Origin of the sequence: Desulfosarcina sp., from assembly GCF_041551955.1 — a bacterium.
Taxonomy (GTDB): Bacteria; Desulfobacterota; Desulfobacteria; order Desulfobacterales; family Desulfosarcinaceae; genus Desulfosarcina.
In genome coordinates this window covers 1-20,155 of record NZ_JBFELV010000043.1, presented here as the reverse complement: position 1 = coordinate 20,155, position 20,155 = coordinate 1, and the positions used below count along the sequence as shown (strand labels likewise).

Sequence of the window (20,155 nt, the reverse complement as noted above, 5' to 3'; positions counted from 1 at the left end):
CTTCGATCGATAAGGTATTTATTTAAGCTGTTTAAATAAATCTTTTCAATCTTTTTGAAGTCTTTGTTAAGCAGCTTATAGTCATGTCTGGTCTTTAACAGGTTGTGCAGCGCCCGTTCAACCGCCTTCGATTGGCTTGCCATGGCCTTCAAAACACAATATTTTATTGCGGTAATCTCAAAATAATCATATATCATTACTACAACAAGTACCAATACTAATACAGCACCGATGGTGATGTTCATCATATCTACCTAATATTTTGATTAATTTGGTTTTTCCGTCGTCGTGCCGCGTCTTGTGGTGGTTGATTGCCAATAAATCAAGCAGCTTCGCAGTTATGTTGTCGGAAGATTTCTGAAAAACTTGATGGCAATATTCGAATAGAGCGATACTTGAACCGGATGTTGAAGGCCAGGCATGCAATCTGATTCTATTCCAGCCCAAAAAGATTTAAGCCGATTTCTTCAGAAACAACCCAGCATCTTCTTGGCTAAACTATTACCTTTCTCATTGTACCGGCAATACCTGTCGATGGCTGGATTTTATTACTATGGCATGAACGGTGGTGAGAGAAGAAATGTATCCAAGGCATTAAAGTATGTATTGGGTGAAAAAACCGGCAAAATCAAATTTCAATCGATTTTAATCAGAACTTACTTTGGAATCTTCGAGCACTATTTCGAGAAGATGATCAATGCACACAAATCCCTTCCCGAAATGATGAACTATCTAAAAAACAGGATTGCTTTTTCAGGTAAGGATCTGGTGGAGCAAATTACCTCCCAGAACAAGGGCTGCATCTTTGTCACGGGACATTTTGGAGCCGTAGAATATATTCCCCTCTACCTCGCCGCCCATGGTTACCGGGCGTCGATGATCCTGCGGTATAAAACCAAAGCACTGAGAGAGGCGCTGGTTGACAAGTCAGACTCAGTGGATCTGGAATTGATAGACGCAGATAATCACAACGTGTTTTTCAAAGCCTTGGGTGCGCTTAAAAAGGGACGAATATTGATCACGATGTGCGATGAAATCCGCAGTTGGCAGCCATGCAGCAAAGAGCATACCCGGCTGTTTGGACGTCAAATTCCAAAAGATCGGACGTTGGACTTGCTTTATAAGCGGTCCAGGGCACCGATGTGTTTCGGTGTCGTCCAACGAAAAAAATCCGGATACGAATTAGCTGTTCATCCGGTGGCCGACGGAGAGGAGGCGTGTTCGGCTTGTGAAGCGTCGTGGACCCTGTTGGAGCGATACGTATACCGAAATCCTGATCAGTGGTATCAGTGGTCAAGCTTTTACCCGGACTTTATCAGATATATGTCAAGCCGGGAAGATTATGATTATTGAACGTATCCACATCAACAATCTTAAAATCCCATTTTCCAGAACCATCCAACATCGTTTATCAACCAGAAGCGTGACCGAGAGTATCGTCGTCGTCCTTGAAGACCGTCATCACCATCAAGGGGTGGGCGAGGGAACGCCAAGGGATTATGTCACGGGCGAGACATTGGAAAATAGCCTGATGGCTGCCAGGCTGATCTCCAAAGCGATTCTCGGCCAGCCATTCGACACCGTCAGCCAGCTGTATGCATTGATAGAAAACCGGGTTGACGCTAATATCGCCGATGGGCACCCAGCTGCTTTATGTGCGATTGAAACGGCTGTGCTTGACCTGTGGGCAAAAATTGAAAAACAACCCGTTTACCGGCTCTTCGGTCAATTTTCCAACAACCGCATGTTATCCTATTCCGGCGTCATCCCATCTACTGACAAGGAGCAGGCGTTTCTGCAATATATAGAGATGGTTCGACGTCTAAAATTGACATCTTTAAAAATAAAAGTTGTCGATCTGGAAAGCGGACTGGCGCAGTTAGCCATCATACGTGAACAATTAGGCAGCGCGCTTGATGTCCGGGTCGATGCCAATGCCGCCTTTACTGCCGATACGGCCATCCAATTTATCCACCGTGCCGAGCCCATGCACCTCTCTGCGGTCGAACAGCCGGTTCCCAAAGACGATCTTGCCGGATTAAAGAAAGTGTCCGACCACAGCGACATCCCGATCATCGCCGATGAATCCATGTATACGTCCAAAGGACCCTTTTATCTGATCGACAATGATATCTGCCATGGCCTCAACATTCGATTGTCCAGCTGTGGGGGGTTTCGCAACGCGTATCACATTTACCAACGGGCGCGGTCGAAGCAGATGACCATCGTCGTGGGAGCCCATGTGGGGGAGACGGCCATCTTGTCTTTTGCCGGCCGACATTTGGCCATGATTTGCGAAGACGCCAGGTACCTGGAAGGTTCTTTCTCGACGTATGTGATTCAGGAGGACCTGGTGGCGGAAGATATATCGTTTGGGGAAGGAGGCGTGGTGCCTCTACTCAATCGTCCCGGGTTAGGTATCGAGATCAACCCTTCGGCGATCGCCAAATGGTCTGAACGATTCGCTTGCCTCCTACGGTAGGCCGTAGACACGACCGATCATGCGTAACGCAGATATCGGGTTGTAAAGAAGCGTGCCCCACAATAGAAGGCCCGTTTTTTTGTGGAAGCCGCGCCTACGTCATCCCGCTTCCTGACGGATATATGGCTAAACCGAGCCGGGAATCGCTTTTTTCGAATCCGTCAGCGTTGTTCCTTGGCGTGGGCCGTGCAGCTGCCATTGGCCGAATCACGGATGTCGTTCTGATGCTTGGCGATGGAGATGATCGTGGACAGGCCGGCTTTCAACTGGCCGGTGGCGTCTTGACGCTGTAATTTTTCCGCTTCTTCGCAAATCGCACGAAACGCCTTGGTTATTTTTTCGGTACTCAGCATGGGAAATGCTCCTTTAGCTTCGGTAGGCTGTTGATCACAACTTCTTGTAAACGCCCCGTTCTCCGGTCGTGATTCGACCCAGCTTCTTCAGTCGGAAGGTGATGTTGTGAATTTTGCGTTGATCGAATTTCGTTGCTTTCATCAAACCGGCGGTATCAATGCCCTGCGGTGATTTCTGGATGATGTCATAGACAATTTGGCTGGCGGGAATCCGTTTGAGCTTTTCGACCACGCCATCCTTAACGACCACTTTCTTCCGGGTCGGGGCTCTCTTGGTTCTTGTGGCTTGTGGTGAATCCGGCTGGACCCATTTATCAACTGCAGTTGCCACGCTTTTAAGGCTGTCGGCGATCTGCTGAATGTTTTTGACAACCGATTGAAGTTCCTTTTGAATGTCCTGCAGGATCTGTGTGTTTTTCATCTTCGGATCGACCTTCCCTATATCAAGTTCTGTGAGTTTCCTGTTGGCAGGGGTCTTTTTGATGTGATGTTCGAGTTTGAGGGCCTCGCTTTTGGTCATGTTAAAGCGGGTTCCCAACAATATGACGGGTGTTCGGGATCTGGTGTATTTCGCCCCTTTGCCAAGATTATGGGCGACCAGGCGTTTTTCCAAATCCTTGGTGATTCCGCAGTACAAGGTTCGATCGGTGCAGCGGAGTAGATAAACAACCCAGTTTTTGTCAGGCGTCAACGATCCACGCGTTCTTTTAATTCCTTGCCCGCTTTGAAAAAGGGCAGCTTTTTCGGTGCGATCTTTACCTTCTCACCGGTCTTGGGGTTGCGGCCCGTGTAGGATTTGTATTCTTTGACAAAAAAGGAGCACAATCCCCGGATCTCGACCCTGTCCCCCCTGGCCAGCGCGTCGGCCATTTCGTTAAAAAAAATGCTGACGACCTTTTCAGCCTCAGGTTTGGAGAGGCCGTTGGAGTCTTTCAGCGCCTGGACCAATTCGAGCTTGTTCATACGTTCAACTCTCCTCAAACGGTGTCTGACCCAACCCCAGCGATTTTCGACCCGTTTTGCACCCGTATGCTCATAGGTCAATCAAGGGCAAGTGCCGATCCCCGACGTCACCGTGGGGGGCCTGCGACCGTTGCAGGCCAATGAAAACGGACAAATCGGTAAAACGGCTCCCAAAAATCGCTCAACTTAGGTCTGATTTAAAATAGAAAACGCTAAAAATACTGTGAAATAATACTTACGAAGAAGAAATATGTCAATAAATTGATTGTTTATCATCGAATTTAGGCGTAACTGAAAGATCGTTTGACCGATATGCGTATTCTTTTTCGCCTCGGGGCAGGCTCGGCCCCAGCCACCCTTGCGCTGCTGGCTCAGAATCCCTTCAGAATAGCCGCGGGAAGGGTCACCCCATAGCAGTGCCAAGGAACTGAGCCAAGGGTGAGCCAATATGCTGAAACACCCTTTTGGACTAAAAAAAGCATGGGCCGCCCGGCGACCCGTCCGGGGCGAGGGTCGGCGGGCGTCTTGCCGATACGGGTCAGGATCGCACAGGGCGTGGACCAGCCAATGTTCACCGGTCAGTTCAATGCGCTTGGCTGTGGATGCAGCCCCTTCGGGTTTACATGTTCGCATCGCTGCCGGTGGCCGCTGAAGGCCTCGTCGACACCTCGAACACCTGCATGGGCGACTGTCTGCCGCGCAAGGTGTGCGAACCGCGATCACGGATGCTATAGCTCGATTTACCCTCGAGGCGGCGAATGGCATCGTTCGAAGCCAGGAATGAACAGCCCATGTCCCGCGTGGCCTGCTCGAGGCGAGCGCAGACATTCATCACGTCGCCATGGAAGACGATGCTTCGCCGATGGACACCGACTTCACCGGCAACCACCGGCCCGGCATGCAGCGCGCCGCGCACAGCCGGGGCCACGCCGAAACGCTCTTCAAACGCTTTTGCGGCATCTGCCAGCGCCGAGCGGATCGCAAAAAAGCAAGCCAGCGGCCGCGCCTCCTGACGCCCGGCAGCATCCAGCCAGGTGATTACTATCTGATCGCCGACATACTGGTAAATCTCGCCATCGTGGTCGGCCACGGGGTCGGCGAAAAGGGTGAAGACGCGGTTGAGAAATCGGTGGATGCCCAGCGGCCCGATAGTTTCGGCAATTGGTGTTGATCCGACAAGGTCGACAAACAGGAAAAAGCGATCCTCCATGCGCGGCCGATGGTAGCGACCCGCAACCAGGTTCTTCAGCGTTCCGGAGCCGATCAGGCGGCTGATCTGCAGGATGAAAATGATGATGAACGTAAAGCCGAAAGAGAAGGCCAGGGAGATGGGCGTGAATGCCCGGGTGGTCATCGGGTCGTCTACCTTGCCGCTGACCACCAGCTCACCGAGGTTGCTCAGCTCCACTGCCGTGATGACCGCACCGTAAAGAACGCCCTTGATCAGGACGGTAACCACCAGCGGCGCCTGCTCGATGCGTTGGCCCGGCCTTGTGCGTAAGACGAATATTTCTACCAGACCGATACACCCGGAGATGACCAGGCCGTGGACGGCGCCGATTAACCCGCCTTCCAGGGCCTGTCCCCAGCCGGCAAAACCGATCAGGCTGCCATAGGCGATACCGATCGAAATGCCGACCCCGACGACCCAGGCAAACAACCGGCAGCGGCGCCAGGTCCCTTTTTGCAGATGGCTCAACATCGGCATTCAACCTTCGTCGTTGGTCGTGGTGGATTAGGCAGCCAGCGCTTCGTGGATGCGATCCAGTATGGCCTGCTCCTGGGGCGCGAGCTCACGTCCGATGGTTTCAACGGCCTGCCGGATCATGGCCATGGCATCCTCGCGGTCCTGCCGTTCCGGAAGCAGGTGGGGTAGGGTGGCGATGGCCTGATCCGCGTCGGTCTGCACGATGCGGGACTGCTCGCGAACGATCTGCCGCACATCCTCGAGATCCAGATCCTTCATCCGCCGGCTGTTGGCAAACAGCCGGCCGATGGTCTGGTAGCCTTTGCGCTGAACCACCTGATCGGCGAAGCCGATGGCCAAAAAGATGCGCACCATGGCATCCCCAAACCCACCGGTGGCCATATGTTTACGCCAGCGTAAGGCATCGCGTCGGTGCACCGCCGCGAGGTCTTGATCGTCATCAGGGGCGATGGGCCCGGCAAATTCCGAGACCATCTGCATCCACGGGTTTTCGTACATGGCCTTGAACATCGATTCACTGGCCGCGTCGCGAACATCCCGATACAGGTTCATTCCATCGACAATCGATTTGGACCAGATGGCTTCCCAGGCGCTGAACAGGTTGTCTTCGGCAGCCGGCCGGCGGTTGCCTTTTTCTTTGACTTGGGCGGCCCAGGCCCCGACTGGTGCCATCCATGGATTGAGGTCGGAGAAGAGATAGCGCTGAACCCGCAGCGGATGCAGCTGTCGCAAGGCTTCTGCGTTGGCATCGGTGTTGGCCAGGCGGATCCAGGGCGCTGCAAAGGCCCGGTAAAGGATATCGGTGATTTCGGAGAGCTTGCGCACGGCCAGGAAGGCCTTTTCGTCTTCGAGTCCGTCGTCGAAGGCCAGGATATCGTCGGTATGCTTCTCAGAATAGGTGATGCCATATTCGCCGGGTTCGTCCGGATCCGCCTCGATCTGCATCTGGTAGAGGCCGGGAGGCAGATAGTCCAGCATGTCGAAACTGGCGATAATTTCCTTGTGTTCCTTGCGGGCGATTTTGGCGGAGACGAAGATCCCCAGGTGGCCGACGTTGGAATGGCTAATGTACACGATCACCTGGCCGCGGCGTTTGATTTCCTCTATGGTGCCGTAGGCTTTGACGATCCAGTTGAAGGCTTGCTGGGGCGGGGTGATGTTGTCTCCGAAAGAGGCGAAGACCACCACCGGGTTGTGGTTGTTTTTCAAATCCACCCGCCGGCCCGCGTCGAGTTCGAATTCGCCCCGCTCGAGTTTGTTGCCCACGAAAAGCCCGTCGACGATCTGGTGAATTTCTTTGTCGGTCATCAGGAAAAAGCCGCCCCACCAACGCTCGAAATCGAGAAAGCGTTTTTCCTCGGTGTCCACGTGGGCGTAAAGGTTGTAGAGTTTGGACCACAGGGTATTGGCCGGATTGAGGTGTTCGAAATTGGCGACCAGGTTGGCCCCGTCAAAATAGCCGTTGCCCAGGTCGCTCAACAGGGAATTGATCCACACCCCGCCTAAAAGCCCGCCGCTGTAACGCATGGGGTGGGTTCCTTCCACCCCACCCCAGTAAGAGAGCGGGGATCCGTTGAACACCATTGGCCCCACCAGGTCCGGTCGTTCCGCACCGACCAAGGCCGCCGCCCATCCGCCCTGGCAGTTTCCGATGATCGCCGGACGGGGGGCCTCGGGGTGTAATTCGCGGACCTTCTCGATGAATCGGATCTGGGCGTTGCGCACATCGGCCAATGTCTGGCCGCGCTCGGGCCGGGTAAAAAATATCAGAAAGTAGACCGGGTGCCCGGCGTCCAGGGCCATGCCGATCTGCGAATCGGTTTTTGAGCCGCCGATGCCGGGGCCGTGTCCGGCCCGCGGATCGAAAATGACGATGGGGCGGCTGGTGGCTTTTGGCGCCTTGGCGGCCACACACGACCGATGGCGACGCTCGGATGGGTTGCCGGAATCCGGCGGTTGTGAATCGCCCGTCCCGCCTGACGCTTCCACCCGGCGGTCGAGGATGCGCACCAAGGCATAGTTTGCCGGCCGATCCAAACGGCGGCCATCCAGGACCGTCTCGTAATCGAACACCAGCACCGGCGGCTGGTCTTTGGCCAGGTGATCCAGGTAGATGTTGCCGCGCTTGCGCAGGATATCCGTCAAGAGCACGGAACGTTGGACGGCGTCGCTCCAATATTCGCTGTAATCCGTCATCAATCGGTGAGTCGTTGCGGTAAACATGCGGGTTGTTTTCTCCTGTATGAGCATTCAAAGGTCCTTAAACACGTTTAAGGATAGAACTATCGGCATGATTTTTCTACAATCAAGGGAATGCACCGATGCACTCCCACGAGATCCTCATGCCTGCCGTTGGTAGCGTTCACAACAGACCTCGCCGGTTGAGAATTGACAAGCGGCGCAGGCGGGGGAGTCCGCTTCGGGCTGGGACCGCCGGGTATCAACCAGGTAGGGGGTCAGCAGCCCTGAAGCCCGGGACAGCTTTTCGAGATCGACACCTGTGCTTACCCCTTTTTCTTCCAAAGCGGTCACCACGGACTCGGTGGCCACATTACCCGAGGCCCCTGGCGCATAGGGGCACCCCCCCAATCCGCCAGCACTGGCATCGAAGGTGCTTATGCCGTAGGACCAAGCTGCCAGCACATTGGCAGCGCCTTGGCCATAGGTGTCGTGGAAATGCATGGCGATTCTCTCGACCGGCAAGCGGGGGAGCAGAAGATCGAGCAGCTGCCTGACCTCGTCCGGGGTGGCCTTGCCGATGGTATCGGAAATGGATACTTCACCGACGCCCATGTCCAGCAGCTTGTCGACCACCCCGATCACGGCGTGAGGTGAGATGCGCCCTTCGAAGGCACACCAAAAGGCAGTGGAGACGTACCCCCGCACGGGCAACTGTTCGCGTTGGGCGCCGGCCACCACCGGTGCAAAGCGTCGCAGTGAGCCGTCAGATGAGGTGTTGATGTTCTTTTGGTTGAAGGTTTCGCTCACGGCCGTGAAGACGGACACTTTATCGACCCGGGCGTCGAGCGCCCGTGCAAGGCCCCTTTCGTTGGGGACCAATGCCGAATAGACCACCGCTTTCCTGCGGGAGATGCCGTCGAAGACCGCCGCCGCATCGTCGAGCTGGGGCACCCAGCGGGGTGAGACGAAGGCACTCACCTCGATCTCAGCCACACCGGTCTCGGAAAGGGCATCGATAAACGCGATTTTCACCCCGGTGGGAATCTGGGCGGTTTCGTTCTGCAGCCCGTCCCTGGGGCCGACTTCTACGATTTTCATGGCTGCGCTCTCCCTGCTCACGCTAAAGCGGCGTATGGCTATCCACTTGTCGAGGCCCGCCGGGTAAAATCGTGACCTTGAGCAGTTGGTCTGACGAAAACTCGACAACTGCTAACAATACGGTATATAGAAATGAATGTCTACTTGAACCGCGATAGCGACCGCATTCCCCGCTGCTTATGGCGGGGTTAGTGGGCGAACTGGAAATCGATTTTTTATCCATACGGTGAACCCTTTCCGCGGCGAGCCGCGGAAAGGGTTCAATCAGGGAACCTATCCCAACCATGACGGTTCCGTAGAAAATCCGATTTTTTCGCTATCCCATCTTTCTTTATACAGCCAGAACCGCCTGGTTTTCTTGCAGTCACGACGGTCCCGGAGGTGGCAGAATGACCGGCCAGACGAAGATGAAAATAACTGACTTTCAGGATCTCCTCCGGCGGCTGGACAATCAATCCTATGGATCATACCGGCGTTTGAAAAATACCTGCATTGCCCTGGGTGACAACGTGTTATGTTTCCGACATATTCAGGGAAGCCCCGGTGCCTTGCCGGCGTCGGTGTGTGAAGTCAAGTTGCCGGCGTCGGCGTTTTCCTTGCCCGGGTGGGCCCTGTCAAATGAAGCAAGATCCAGGGCCGCCGCCGATTTTGTGTGGCGATCCTTTGCCGGCGGCGTAAAGGCGTCTGCGCGGCAGAACAGAGGCGTTGACGGCAGTGGATCCTACCAGTGTCCGGAAATGCCCCAGCAAATCCTGGTGAGGAATGCAGTCAGGTTTTTTTCCAATGGAACGTCTATTTTGTTCCGTGTCAGCCTTCCCGGCAGCCGATCAAAGAAAGTGCTCGCCGGTGAAGCCGAGGCGATGTTCTGCGGGGAACTGGGTGATATCTTACAGCGGGTAAAAGATGATATTGGCGATTGTCAGCGGCTTAGGGCGCAGTGCGAACTCGTCGAAGACATGCTGCATGTGCAGGAGCGGCTGGGAGAACATGGCCTGGTTGCCTTTGTTGCAGACGGGTCGATGTTGCCGAGGGCGTCAGGGGTGTCGGACAAACCGGCCCGCCGGGGTGTCATGCCATTCAGGGCGCCGGAGGCCGCAGCCGTCGTTCTCGATTTTCCCAACGCCGGCAAATTAAGAGGCCTTGGCATCCGCAAAGGCGTTACCGTGGTGATTGGAGGCGGGTTCCATGGCAAATCGACCCTCCTGAATGCCGTGGGCAGAGGGATTTATCCCCATATTGCCGGTGACGGCAGGGAGCGGGTGGTTGCCAGCAAACAGGCGATGATGGTCTGCGCAGAAGACGGGCGGTCCGTTCAAGGGATCGATATTTCATCATTTGTCAGCACGCTGCCGGAAAAGGCGGATCCCCGGGCGTTTTTCACCAAAAATGCCAGCGGCAGCACGTCCGAGGCGGCTGCGATCGTCGAGAGCGTGCTGGCCGGTGCCGACCTTCTGCTCATCGATGAAGACTCCTCGGCCACCAATTTCCTCATGCGCGACCGGCACATGCGAAAACTCATCCCGGAAGACCCGATCACGCCGTTTTTAGACAGGGTGCGCCAGCTTTACGACGCCCATCAGGTAAGCACTGTTATCATTGCGGGCGGGAGTTCGGATTACCTGGGGGTGGCGGACCATGTCATCGCCATGCGCGGTTATGTGCCGGTTGACATGACTGCCGAGGCCAGAGCCCTCGACCTTCCCCCAACCCATCCGACGGCAGGCCCGTTGACGCTCTCGGACAGGCGACAGCTGGTGCCGGGCAATTTTGACCCGCTTTATATCAATCAACGCATGAACAAGCAGGTGCCCGTCCGAGTCAAAGCGCTGCGGGGACAGGAACTCGAAATCATCGAATATGGCATGGATTTGATCGACGTGCGATCACTGAAAGGGATCGTCGATGGCGATCAGATGCTTACCATCGGCTATTGCCTGCTGCTGGCCAGACAATTGGCGCCGGCGGCAACGGGTCTCTCGCCCACCGATTTTTCCCGAAAGCTGATCGATATCGTTCGCGAAAAGGGTCTGGACGTATTGCAGCCTCCCGACGCTGCCCCCGTCTTTTTTGCCCGGACCCGCCTGCTTGAACTGGCCGGCGCAATCAATCGCCTGCGCAGCCTTGCGGTTCAAGTCGATGGACGATGACGCCGCCGATCGCTCATGGCAGGCAATGCCTATACTTGACATCCATCATGTGGGCCTTACTTGCTTATTAACCAATCAGGAGGTTGACCGATGCACTGGAAAGACCTGTTTTCACCCATCACGCACATGGACACCAAGCAGGTGGAATCGTTTATCGAATCCCAGCCTGAAGGCACCTACACGCTTTTAGATGTTCGGCAACCCGGGGAATACGAAAAGGCGCACATCCCCGGCAGCAAGTTGATCCCTTTGCCCCAGCTGTTGAACCGCGTTGGGGAACTGGATCCTGCAAAGCCTGTCATCGTCTATTGAGCCGTGGGCGCACGCAGCCGTGCCGCTGCGCAAATCCTGACCGGCCAGGGATTCAAGTCAGTCACCAATTTCAAAGGTGGAATCAAGGCCTGGAAAGGGCCCTCGGTGAGTGGTTCTGAAGTGATGGGCATGACTTCGCTCAACGGAAATGAGCGCCCCGCTGAGATTATTCGCCTGGCATACGCCATGGAAGAGGCTTTACGACAGTTCTATACATCCAGCGCGGCGGCGACAGACGATCCGGACGTATCCGCCTTGCTGAATCAATTGGCGGATATCGAGACAACCCATAAAGATCGCCTGTTCGAATTATTCCCATCGATCGAGGACGCGTTTGACGACTGCGCAAACGTTGGAGCCGGTCGTGTTTCCCATGTGATGGAAGGCGGCTATACGGTTGAAGACGTCAACGCCCAAAATCGTTCCGGGCTGCAAACGACGGAAGGGGTGCTCAGTCTGGCCATGATGGTGGAGGCCCAAGCCATGGACCTTTACCTGCGGTATGCCGATATGCGCGTCGATCTCGAGGCTAAAAAGATCCTCTGCCGAATCGCAGATGAAGAAAAAGCCCATCTGCTTTCTCTGGGTGCCCTGATGGAGCGGAAGACCTGATTATTTCAGGGCAACCCTTACGCTGCGACATCTAAAAAACCAAACCGATGAATAATCGCGTGAGACTGAACACCCTTCTAAAAGCGGTAAAGAACCAATTCGATGTCTACAACAGCTTGTTTTTAAATCTCCCTTTCCAGAAGGTCAGCAACACGGGAATGCTCATTCCACTGCTGCGGAATTTATGCAAACAGGGTCTTGACGCCGGAGGTGATCCGATCGAGATACTGGATACTTTCTTCAGCTGCCATGCCAATGTCAAAATGGTAAGACATTAAACCGCCGAACATGTGAAAAAGAAGCCAATCACGGTTGCTATATCGCATACAGGTAATCCAGTGCACCGTAGAGCAATTCGGTGACCTGCTGGTTGCCTTCCAGGGAGCCGGCCAGGCCATAAAGGGCCGTCGTTTCGGCTACGGTGCCCGCTTTGGAACGGGCGTAGACGACGGCTTCCTTCAGGTCGGCCACCATCCGGTCCGCTATACCGGGAACGGCCGTCTGGGGCATGGTTACACAAAAGTGGAGGGCCGGCGGAAGCTGCAGGCAGTTGTAGCGCCAGCCTTTGGTTTTCATGAAATCGTTGACATGGTAGATGTCTACTTCGTCGGAGCGGACGCTGATCACGAAGGTGGGATCGCCGATCAGGGTCAGTTCAGGGATCGTGTCGATGCCGGCCTTGAGGGCATCGGCGACGTCCATGATCCGGCGGGCGGCCTGCAGGTAGCCCTCTTCTCCCAGGTAAATCATGGACGCCCATGTGGCGGCCGTCAAGCCGCCGGAGCGGCTGCCGGCCGCCGTGGGCGAGGCGTAGAGTCCGCCGGGCCAGTCCGGGACGTTGAAATACTGGTAGCGACGCAGTTTGCTGTTGCTGTAAAGCACGACAGAGGTGCCCTTCAAGCCGTAGCCGTATTTGTGGGTGTCGGCGGACATAGAGGTAAGACCCGGCAGGCGGAAATCGAAGCGCGGCAGGTCGTAGCCGAGTTTTTCGATCCAGGGAAGGATGAATCCGCCCAGGCATCCGTCCACGTGAAAGCCGATCTGGTGTCGCAGGGCGATGGCGGACAGGTCTTCCAGCGGATCGATGAGACCGTAGGGATAGTTGCCTGCGCTGCCGACGATGGCGGCAGTATGGGGGGTTATTTTTTCCTCCACCAGCTTGGGGTTCACCCGGAAATCAGGCGCTGAAACAGGTACATGCACCATGCAGATGCCGAAATATTCGCCCGCTTTGTCGAAGGCCGGGTGGGCCGTCTGGGGGATGATGACCTCCGGCGTGGCAATGCCCTTTTCTTCGCGGGCCCAGTCCCGGTAGACCTTCATGGCCATGAGGATGCTCTCGGTGCCGCCGGAGGTCATGGTGCCGCAGACCGCGTTCTCCGGGTTGTGTTTTCGGGCGCTGTCGCCGTGCAGCATGTTGGCGGTCATGGCAATGATTTCGCTTTCCATCTTGAACATGCTCGGGCAGATGTCGAACTGAATGGTGTTGACGTGGGTGAACAGGGCGGACACCCGGTTGAGGAACTCGCGGTGGGCGTCGCCGGCGTGGTAAAAGGTCCCCGAAACCTGGCCGGTTTTCCAGCGGGCGTTTTCCTCTTCGGCCACGGTGGCCAGTTCGCTGAAAATCTCAGCCTTGTCCCGACCCCTGGCCGGTATGGCGGCGTGTGATTCAAAACGTCCTTTGTACGGCTTCAACGGGTCGACGGCCTGGTCTGACATGATATCCTCCTTTGGGTCTTCGGTGGACTAGTCTCTCGCGTGCGCATTCAAGGCGGCAAAGATCTCCTTGTTTCTAAAAAAAAGTCTGCGGTAGCCGGTATAGAGCCGGTCGTATGTTGCCCTGGTGGATGGGTCCGGCTCGAACACCTGCCGGATGGGAACCATGGCCGGCAGCTGATCCACGCTCAGGTGCCCCAGGGCCGTCAGGGCCAGCAGGGCGGTTCCCCGTGCGGTGGAGGTCAGCGGGTCGGCCACCTGGTGAATGGGGACCCCCAGGATGTCGGCGTGGATCTGGGCCCAGAGGTCGGAGAGCGCACCGCCGCCGGAGAAGATAAATCGGGTGAACGGGCGGCCCATCATTTTTTCCGCCGGCTCGCGGGTCCAGCGGCTGTTGAAGGCCAGGCCCTCCATAACGGCGCGGGCCAGGTGACGGCGGCGGGTGTCGATGGACAGGTTGACGAAACCGCCGCGAACGTGAGGGTTTTCACAAGGGACCCAGGAGCCGTTCAGCCAGGGGAGGAAGATGACGCCGCTACTGCCCGGCGGTGCGCTGGCGGCCACGGTGTTGAAGCGCTGGTAGGCATCTTCCGGTGTTGCGGGCATTTCAAAATCGTCCGTGTCGTACAGGATGTTCTTCAGGAAAAACTCCACGCATTTTCCACCGAGCCCCTGTTCGCCAAGCAGAATGTAGCGGTCCGGAAATGCGCAGGGCAGGGCTGTCATCATGCGGGCCAGGTCGGTTTTCTTAAATGGCATGTGGCAGCTCATGTACAAGGTGGTTCCGATGTAGATGATGGCCTCGAAATCGCGCACGGCACCGGATCCGATGATGGTGGCATGGAGGTCGCCGGTGCCGGCGACGACCTGGGTGGCGGGCGTCAGGCCCAGTTCGCCGGCGACTGCCGGATCGATCGATCCCACGATGCCGTTGTTGGCGATCAGGTCCGGAAACTTGTCACGGTCCAGTCCCGCCATGCGTAAAAGCGTGTCGCTGTAGCGACCTTCTCCGACACGATTGTCCGTGATGATGAACGGGGCCATGGTTTTCTGGGTGGCGACGATTCTTCCGGACAGGCGGGCCGTCAGGTAGTCCATCGGTTCGAGAAACTTGAAGGTTTGCCGGTAGATGTCCGGCCGCTCGTTTTTTATAAAGAGCACGTGCCCCATGGAATCCACGCCGGTGTGCGTGGGGGCCAGTCCGGTCAGGCGGATCCATCGCATCAGCTTCCACAGCTGGTACCCCTGGATACCGGGAAACCCGCCGGTGACCTGGCGGTTGTACTTGCCGCCCCGGGTGTCCAGCCAGTGAACCGCACCCATCAGTGGTTCGGCGCGCTCATTTACCGGCACGACGACAGACCACTGAGAGTCGCAGGCCACCGCCACGATTGCTTCCGCTGGAACCCCGGCCCGCGCAATCACGGCCGTCGCCGCCTTTTTGGCGTTTTGCCACCACTGTACCGGATCCTGCTCGGCGCCGCCCCCCGGGAAAAGGGTGGTCCCGGTAGGTTCATCCGCACTGGCCACGATGCGGCCGTCGCTGTCCACCAGGGCGGCTTTCAGGTCGCTGCTGCCCAGGTCGATGGACAGCACGTATCGTTGTGTCTGTGTGGTGTTCATGCGTCCTCAAGCGTCAGGCTGTTGGTTTTCGGGTCGTTCCCTGCATACCATAATTTAGTGAAGCAAAGAAGCGATTCGGTCAACCGCCATTGGAACCTTTCTCAAAAATTAGGATGCAAGGGTTCGAGGCAAGGCATGCAACGGCGAAATAGCGCCGCATAAAGGTTGGTTGTGGGCATGCTGAGCCGTTGCATAAGGCCGCCATGGTCACTTGCACGATTTTTCAGATAGGTGCTAACAAGTGCCGGCGGGGTGGCGGTTTTGTGAAGATGGAAAGCCGGTTGAGCCGGGCAACATCGACGCGGGTATTGGATAGGCCCATCCCGGAACGATCGGAAAGGATTCGACACCGTTGAAATCGTGTTTACCTTCCACCATCAAGGAGGTGTCAAATGGATTTTGGAATCGATGGTAAAGTAGCCCTGGTGACGGCTTCGACCCGGGGGTTGGGGCGGGGCTGTGCGGAACAACTGGCCGCCGAAGGGTGCCGGGTAGCGATCTGCTCCCGTGACCATGCCGCAGCCAGGCAGGCCGCCGACGAGATATCGAATAAAACTGGAACGAACGTGTTGGGGGTGGCTGCCGATTTGGTCAAGGTTGAAGACATCGGCCGCCTGCTTGAAGCGGTTCGAGGGTCTCTGGGTGAACCGGAAATCCTGGTGACCAATGCCGGCGGTCCACCACCGGGAACCTACGCAAGCACCGCTCTCGAGGATTACGAAAAGGCCCTCAACCTGACCTTGATGAGCGCCGTGCACCTGATTCGTGGCGTCACGCCGGCCATGAAAGCCAACGGCTGGGGCCGGATCATCGCCATCACCTCAATTTCGGTCAAGCAACCCATCGGTACGCTGTTGCTGTCCAATATGGCCCGGGCCGGGCTGACCGGTTTTTTGAAAACGATTGCAACGGAACTGGCACCCGAAGGCATCACCGTCAACGCATTGCTTCCGGGCACCCACCAAACATCACGAATCGATCAGCTGGCGGCGTTCCGTGCGGATCAAGAGAAGAAGACACCCGAGGCGATCATCGCTGAGATGAAGTCGGCCAATCCCAGCCATACCATCGGCGACCCCTCTGATTTCGGGGCTGCCGCTGCCTTTTTGGCCAGCGTCCAGGCGCGTTACATTACCGGCCAGAATATCTTGGTGGATGGCGGGAACTATCGCGGACTGCTTTAACAAGGGGGGACGCGAATAGGTGATTGGCGATGCACCCGCTCAAAGCGATTGTGTTCTTGACGGTCGCTTTGTCATATGATCGCAGTTCTATCTCGAATCAGAATCTTGCTGGAGAAGCTTACTCAGCTTGTAGAATTCGCTTTGCATGTCCAGGAGTTTTCCCTGCAGCAGCATACCCAGAACGGCCATGCGGCCTTCAGGGGGGCCGGAATTATCCAGAATCCTGTCGATTTCCGCTTGGTAGGCACGCAGGTGCGGTCGTCGATTCAGAAATCGCTCTCGCTTTGCAAGCGCCTTCCGCAGGCGCTGGTTGGCTGTGGAGGGCCCATGGCATGGCGATGGGTTGCCCTTGTTGGGATTTGCCTGCATGCTTTCTCCAGATATCTCTTCGGTCCCCGGTGGTTGCGATACAAACGGTGTCGCTGGATGATAAACGTCGTGTTGAGCGTTGCCACCAGAATTCACCGATGGGTTCAGCGATTGTTTGGTAAATAAGCAAGGCATGCGCCAGAAACCCAAAAGGTTAATAACAATAATAAATACCGGTAGGTTAAAAGCCTTACGACCTCATCGGGAAGCGATGGTTGTAGAAAAAAGTAACTAGTATTAGTTGATATTATAGTCTAATTATATGTCATCAATTACCCAAGCAAATCTTGGGGGTGAAAGTGATCCTCGGCCGCCAGGCCAGTGGATTCGCAAGCCCTGATTTCAACCGGCAGCCATCATGCAGTTTACCCATTCAAGCCTGAAATCAATTTGACTCAATTGACACCCACTCGAAAATTTAAAGCCATCGCCATCTCCATCCATTCGGGTTTACCTGCTTCGATCATCCCACTTAAGATGCAATGGTAGGTTTACGGTATGCTGGGCTTTTTCACCGTGGCATGCCTTTCCCTGAACGCTGATCCTTTTTTTTGAGATACGTTCCAAGCAAGATCGGAGATAGGATCGCAGGTTTGACGGTCCTGCCATGCGGCTTTTTGAGGGGGCGTGTCGGGAGGATCGCCGGAGCCCGACCATAACATTAAAGCTGAAATTCCTTATTTCCAAAGCAGGCTTTAATAAGAGTATTTCCCCCGCACTTTGCCATTATTTATCCCGTCTTGCCCGAGTCGTGGTTGTTCATTTATAAAAGTAAATTAGGGGTGTAGACGTCCATTGAGCCGCCCATTGTTATCGCTTGAAGAATCCGATCGTCGCCACGCGCATCTGTCATTTCGTATCGTCAGCCCTGCTCTCATCTTTACCGTTCGCGCCCGAATTGCTTGCTTCTTCTTCGTACCGTGCCGCGCTATCCAAAGGAGGACGGATGATATCTTCGCCTTGTAGAACATGTTCTAAATGTGACATGCCCAAAGACTTGTGTATGCAGGACTGTAAAAAAATAAAAGCAATTCAATCGCTTCAACAACATATGCATGCGCCGCCTTATGCCAGGGGCATAGACGCAGGCTCAACTTCCTTCAGGGTTGCAGAATCAATGACTTCAGAAGGCTGGTCAACGTATAATTTTTATTAGTTGCCTCAGGAATCCAAAGAATCCGTCCGGCAGGCTTAACGCATGAACATCCCCGAATCCGTGTTAATGAATCCGAGACAATATGCCAAACCGTGCAATTGCGAATACCGGGCATTAAAACAATCCTCCCGTTTTTTCGTTTGTGTGAAATCGTTGTGCAACCTGATAAACAGGCTTTGTGCACAGAGATCCGAGAACTTTATCCGGACATCGGCGAATGCGAAATAGATGTCCAAGCGGAGTACGATGAGGATCAAAAAACCTGGGTCGTGCATTTAAAAAAAGGCAATCACGATTTGAAAACATATCTCGATGACGGCGATGCCGAAACGTGTATGATCGGAATAAAGGGTGTGGGCTTGAGCATTCAAGTGTCACAATTGATGGGAGATATCGAACGGATACCCAAAGATCCGTAAGGTCTTATATATCACACCAAATTTAGGAAAAAGGAGAAGAAAAATGGCGAAGAAATTAGAAATCTATAAGTGTGAAGCGTGCGGAAATATTGTAGAAGTGGTGCATGGCGGTGAAGGAGGGCTGGTCTGCTGCGACCAGCCCATGAATAAAATCACTGAAAACACCGTGGATGCCGCCAAGGAAAAACACGTCCCGGTCGTCGAGAAGGTATCCGGCGGAGTCAAGGTTAGGGTCGGCAGCACAGCGCACCCCATGGAAGACAAGCATTACATCGAGTGGATTGAAATAATAGCCCACGGCAAGGCCTATCGCCAATTTTTAGTGCCAGGTGAAAAACCGGAAGCGACGTTCCAGATCGAGGCCGATAAGATCGCGGTAAGAGAATACTGCAATATTCATGGCCTTTGGAGTGCCCGATAAACTATCGCAAAAAGCTGGTGGATGGCTTGAAATAGACGATATGAACCAATCCTCATTCCCACCGCCTCAAATTTTCAAAGTTCAGCATACAGGTGGAATCCCCTGCCCATAACGGCCGATGTTGGCAGCCTCGTCTGACGAAATCTCTGTGCACTGCCAGGACCGGCGTACCTTGGAGCCCTAAAAATTTTCGGGCGGACAGGGTCACGCAGGCCTTGGCATCGCATATACGACTTGACTGGATCATCATTAACCTCGTAAATGAAGCGTTCAAGTCGACGTCACCACGATTGCCGCTTTCAAGAGCGTTCATCTTTGGAAACCATAAGGAGAGGCAGCATGCGACTATCTACCATTTGGGTCGAGGACAAAGAGGAGTTGGCGATCTGTCGCAAAAACGGATGGGTTCGCGTATCCGATCTTAACCAATCCTTTGAGAGCCAATGGCCCGAAACGATGGAACAGCTGTTAAGGACAGGCCAGCTCCCCAGGTTGAATGCCTGGTATAGAGAAGCGGGAAGCGATGCGTTGGACGAACGGGAGGATCTTTTGTCCAACGTCCATCCGCGCATCTATGCCCCCCTGTATCGGCATCCGCCGAAAATATGGGGTATCGGGCTCAACTACAGTGAGCATGCCAACGATCTTTCCGAGCGTGCGCCGACGTCGGCGCCGGCCAGTTTCATGAAGCCGGCGACCACCATCATCGGGCCAGGAGAGACCATACGGATACCGGTGCTTTCCGAAAAGACAACCGCGGAAGCCGAGTTGGGCATCGTCATCGGAAGACGCTGCAAAGATGTGCCTCGGGCAAAATGGCTGGATGTGGTGGCAGGTTTTACGACCATTCTGGACATGACGGCCGAGGATATTCTGCGCCAAAATCCACGCTATCTGACGATGAGTAAAAGTTTCGACACGTTTTTCTCATTGGGTCCGCAGCTGGTCACGCCTGACGAGGTCGGCGATGTGCTGCGCCTGAAGGTCTCTACGGTTATCAATGGGCGTGTGCATGCCGAAAATACGGTTGACCACATGACGTTTACACCCGATGTGCTGATAGCCTATCACTCCAGGGTGATGACCCTTTTGCCGGGCGATATCATCTCAACCGGAACGCCGGGAGCCGTTCATATACGCCATGGAGACCAGGTGGCCTGTCGGATTTCGGGTTTCGAAAGCTTGCATAATCCGGTTGTCGATTTGAAGCATTCCTGACGGCTGTTCAGAACCGCCGATCTCTGCGAAAGGCGACGCGTGCAATAATCAATCAGATCGCTTTTAATGCGACAAGGGGGAAGGTGATGCACCTCAAGGGTATATATCCCATCGTTCCGACACCGTTTCTTGATCGAGGCGAGATCGACTACCCTAGCATTGCGCGCCTGGTTGAGTTCATGGCGCAAAAAGG

Annotated in this window: 19 protein-coding genes; 9 read left to right on the top strand and 10 right to left on the bottom strand. The window is 55.1% G+C overall.

Translation table 11 applies throughout. The annotated features are described in order from the left end of the window. On the bottom strand, nt 1-245 hold a 245-nt coding region (locus ABYV26_RS05550; protein WP_372678951.1), incomplete at its 3' end, for a hypothetical protein. 175 nt (nt 246-420) lie between these two features. On the opposite strand from ABYV26_RS05550, the gene ABYV26_RS05545 reads away from it, so the two are divergent. Continuing rightward, nucleotides 421-1,353 (top strand): lysophospholipid acyltransferase family protein, encoded by a 933-nt coding sequence (locus ABYV26_RS05545; RefSeq protein WP_372678949.1) that lies wholly within the window; start codon nt 421-423, stop codon nt 1,351-1,353. Beyond that, a complete protein-coding gene (locus tag ABYV26_RS05540) occupies nt 1,343-2,482 on the top strand; it encodes a mandelate racemase/muconate lactonizing enzyme family protein (RefSeq protein ID WP_372678947.1) in 1,140 nt (379 codons plus the stop codon). The genes ABYV26_RS05545 and ABYV26_RS05540 overlap by 11 nt, the downstream gene beginning before the upstream one ends. Before the next feature lie 161 nt (nt 2,483-2,643). Here ABYV26_RS05540 and ABYV26_RS05535 read toward each other — a convergent pair whose 3' ends face one another. The 6 genes from ABYV26_RS05535 to ABYV26_RS05510 all read right to left on the bottom strand — a co-directional run bounded on the left by ABYV26_RS05535 (nt 2,644) and on the right by ABYV26_RS05510 (nt 8,785). Further along, a complete protein-coding gene (locus ABYV26_RS05535) occupies nt 2,644-2,835 on the bottom strand; it encodes a hypothetical protein (protein ID WP_372678946.1) in 192 nt (63 codons plus the stop codon). Nucleotides 2,836-2,869: 34 nt separating this feature from the next. Next, entirely contained in the window at nt 2,870-3,526 is a 657-nt protein-coding gene (locus tag ABYV26_RS05530) for a GIY-YIG nuclease family protein (protein WP_372678944.1), read from the bottom strand. Then, complete coding sequence (locus ABYV26_RS05525; protein WP_372678942.1) at nt 3,523-3,798, bottom strand: HU family DNA-binding protein; 276 nt, start codon at nt 3,796-3,798, stop codon at nt 3,523-3,525. Before ABYV26_RS05525 ends, ABYV26_RS05530 begins: the two co-directional genes overlap by 4 nt. Nucleotides 3,799-4,417: 619 nt before the next feature. Beyond that, nucleotides 4,418-5,500 (bottom strand): adenylate/guanylate cyclase domain-containing protein, encoded by a 1,083-nt coding sequence (locus ABYV26_RS05520; protein WP_372678940.1) that lies wholly within the window; start codon nt 5,498-5,500, stop codon nt 4,418-4,420. A 33-nt stretch (nt 5,501-5,533) separates the two neighbouring features. Continuing rightward, nucleotides 5,534-7,756, bottom strand: coding sequence for a DUF3141 domain-containing protein (locus tag ABYV26_RS05515; protein ID WP_372678938.1), 2,223 nt, complete (start codon nt 7,754-7,756; stop codon nt 5,534-5,536). 90 nt (nt 7,757-7,846) lie between these two features. Next, nucleotides 7,847-8,785 carry a hydroxymethylglutaryl-CoA lyase gene (locus ABYV26_RS05510; protein ID WP_372678936.1) on the bottom strand — a complete coding sequence of 313 codons (939 nt, stop codon included), beginning with the start codon at nt 8,783-8,785 and terminating at the stop codon, nt 7,847-7,849. A gap of 389 nt (nt 8,786-9,174) precedes the next feature. Here ABYV26_RS05510 and ABYV26_RS05505 point away from each other — a divergent pair, with 389 nt between their 5' ends. From ABYV26_RS05505 to ABYV26_RS05495, 3 genes are all read left to right on the top strand, one after another. Continuing rightward, complete coding sequence (locus ABYV26_RS05505) at nt 9,175-10,932, top strand: P-loop domain-containing protein (protein WP_372678934.1); 1,758 nt, start codon at nt 9,175-9,177, stop codon at nt 10,930-10,932. 90 nt (nt 10,933-11,022) lie between these two features. Next, nucleotides 11,023-11,244 carry a rhodanese-like domain-containing protein gene (locus ABYV26_RS05500; protein WP_372678932.1) on the top strand — a complete coding sequence of 74 codons (222 nt, stop codon included), beginning with the start codon at nt 11,023-11,025 and terminating at the stop codon, nt 11,242-11,244. A 105-nt stretch (nt 11,245-11,349) separates the two neighbouring features. Further along, on the top strand, nt 11,350-11,856 hold the full coding sequence (locus tag ABYV26_RS05495) for a ferritin family protein (RefSeq protein WP_372678930.1): 507 nt from the start codon (nt 11,350-11,352) through the stop codon (nt 11,854-11,856). 315 nt (nt 11,857-12,171) lie between these two features. On the opposite strand, the gene ABYV26_RS05490 is transcribed toward ABYV26_RS05495, so the two are convergent. Then, nucleotides 12,172-13,575: an aminotransferase class V-fold PLP-dependent enzyme gene (locus tag ABYV26_RS05490; RefSeq protein ID WP_372678928.1), complete on the bottom strand. Its 1,404-nt coding sequence runs from the start codon at nt 13,573-13,575 to the stop codon at nt 12,172-12,174. 27 nt (nt 13,576-13,602) lie between these two features. Further along, nucleotides 13,603-15,195 carry an FGGY-family carbohydrate kinase gene (locus ABYV26_RS05485; RefSeq protein ID WP_372678926.1) on the bottom strand — a complete coding sequence of 531 codons (1,593 nt, stop codon included), beginning with the start codon at nt 15,193-15,195 and terminating at the stop codon, nt 13,603-13,605. Between the two features lie 392 nt (nt 15,196-15,587). Here ABYV26_RS05485 and ABYV26_RS05480 point away from each other — a divergent pair, with 392 nt between their 5' ends. After that, on the top strand, nt 15,588-16,379 hold the full coding sequence (locus tag ABYV26_RS05480) for an SDR family oxidoreductase (RefSeq protein WP_372678924.1): 792 nt from the start codon (nt 15,588-15,590) through the stop codon (nt 16,377-16,379). A gap of 87 nt (nt 16,380-16,466) precedes the next feature. Here ABYV26_RS05480 and ABYV26_RS05475 read toward each other — a convergent pair whose 3' ends face one another. Then, nucleotides 16,467-16,748 carry a hypothetical protein gene (locus ABYV26_RS05475; RefSeq protein ID WP_372678923.1) on the bottom strand — a complete coding sequence of 94 codons (282 nt, stop codon included), beginning with the start codon at nt 16,746-16,748 and terminating at the stop codon, nt 16,467-16,469. A 1,311-nt stretch (nt 16,749-18,059) separates the two neighbouring features. On the opposite strand from ABYV26_RS05475, the gene ABYV26_RS05470 reads away from it, so the two are divergent. The 3 genes from ABYV26_RS05470 (at nt 18,060) to ABYV26_RS05460 (ending at nt 19,962) form a co-directional block, all read left to right on the top strand. Next, complete coding sequence (locus ABYV26_RS05470; RefSeq protein ID WP_372678921.1) at nt 18,060-18,323, top strand: hypothetical protein; 264 nt, start codon at nt 18,060-18,062, stop codon at nt 18,321-18,323. Nucleotides 18,324-18,366: 43 nt separating this feature from the next. Continuing rightward, nucleotides 18,367-18,744 carry a desulfoferrodoxin gene (locus ABYV26_RS05465; protein ID WP_372678919.1) on the top strand — a complete coding sequence of 126 codons (378 nt, stop codon included), beginning with the start codon at nt 18,367-18,369 and terminating at the stop codon, nt 18,742-18,744. 339 nt (nt 18,745-19,083) lie between these two features. Further along, on the top strand, nt 19,084-19,962 hold the full coding sequence (locus ABYV26_RS05460) for a fumarylacetoacetate hydrolase family protein (RefSeq protein WP_372678917.1): 879 nt from the start codon (nt 19,084-19,086) through the stop codon (nt 19,960-19,962). Nucleotides 19,963-20,155: the final 193 nt, after the last annotated feature.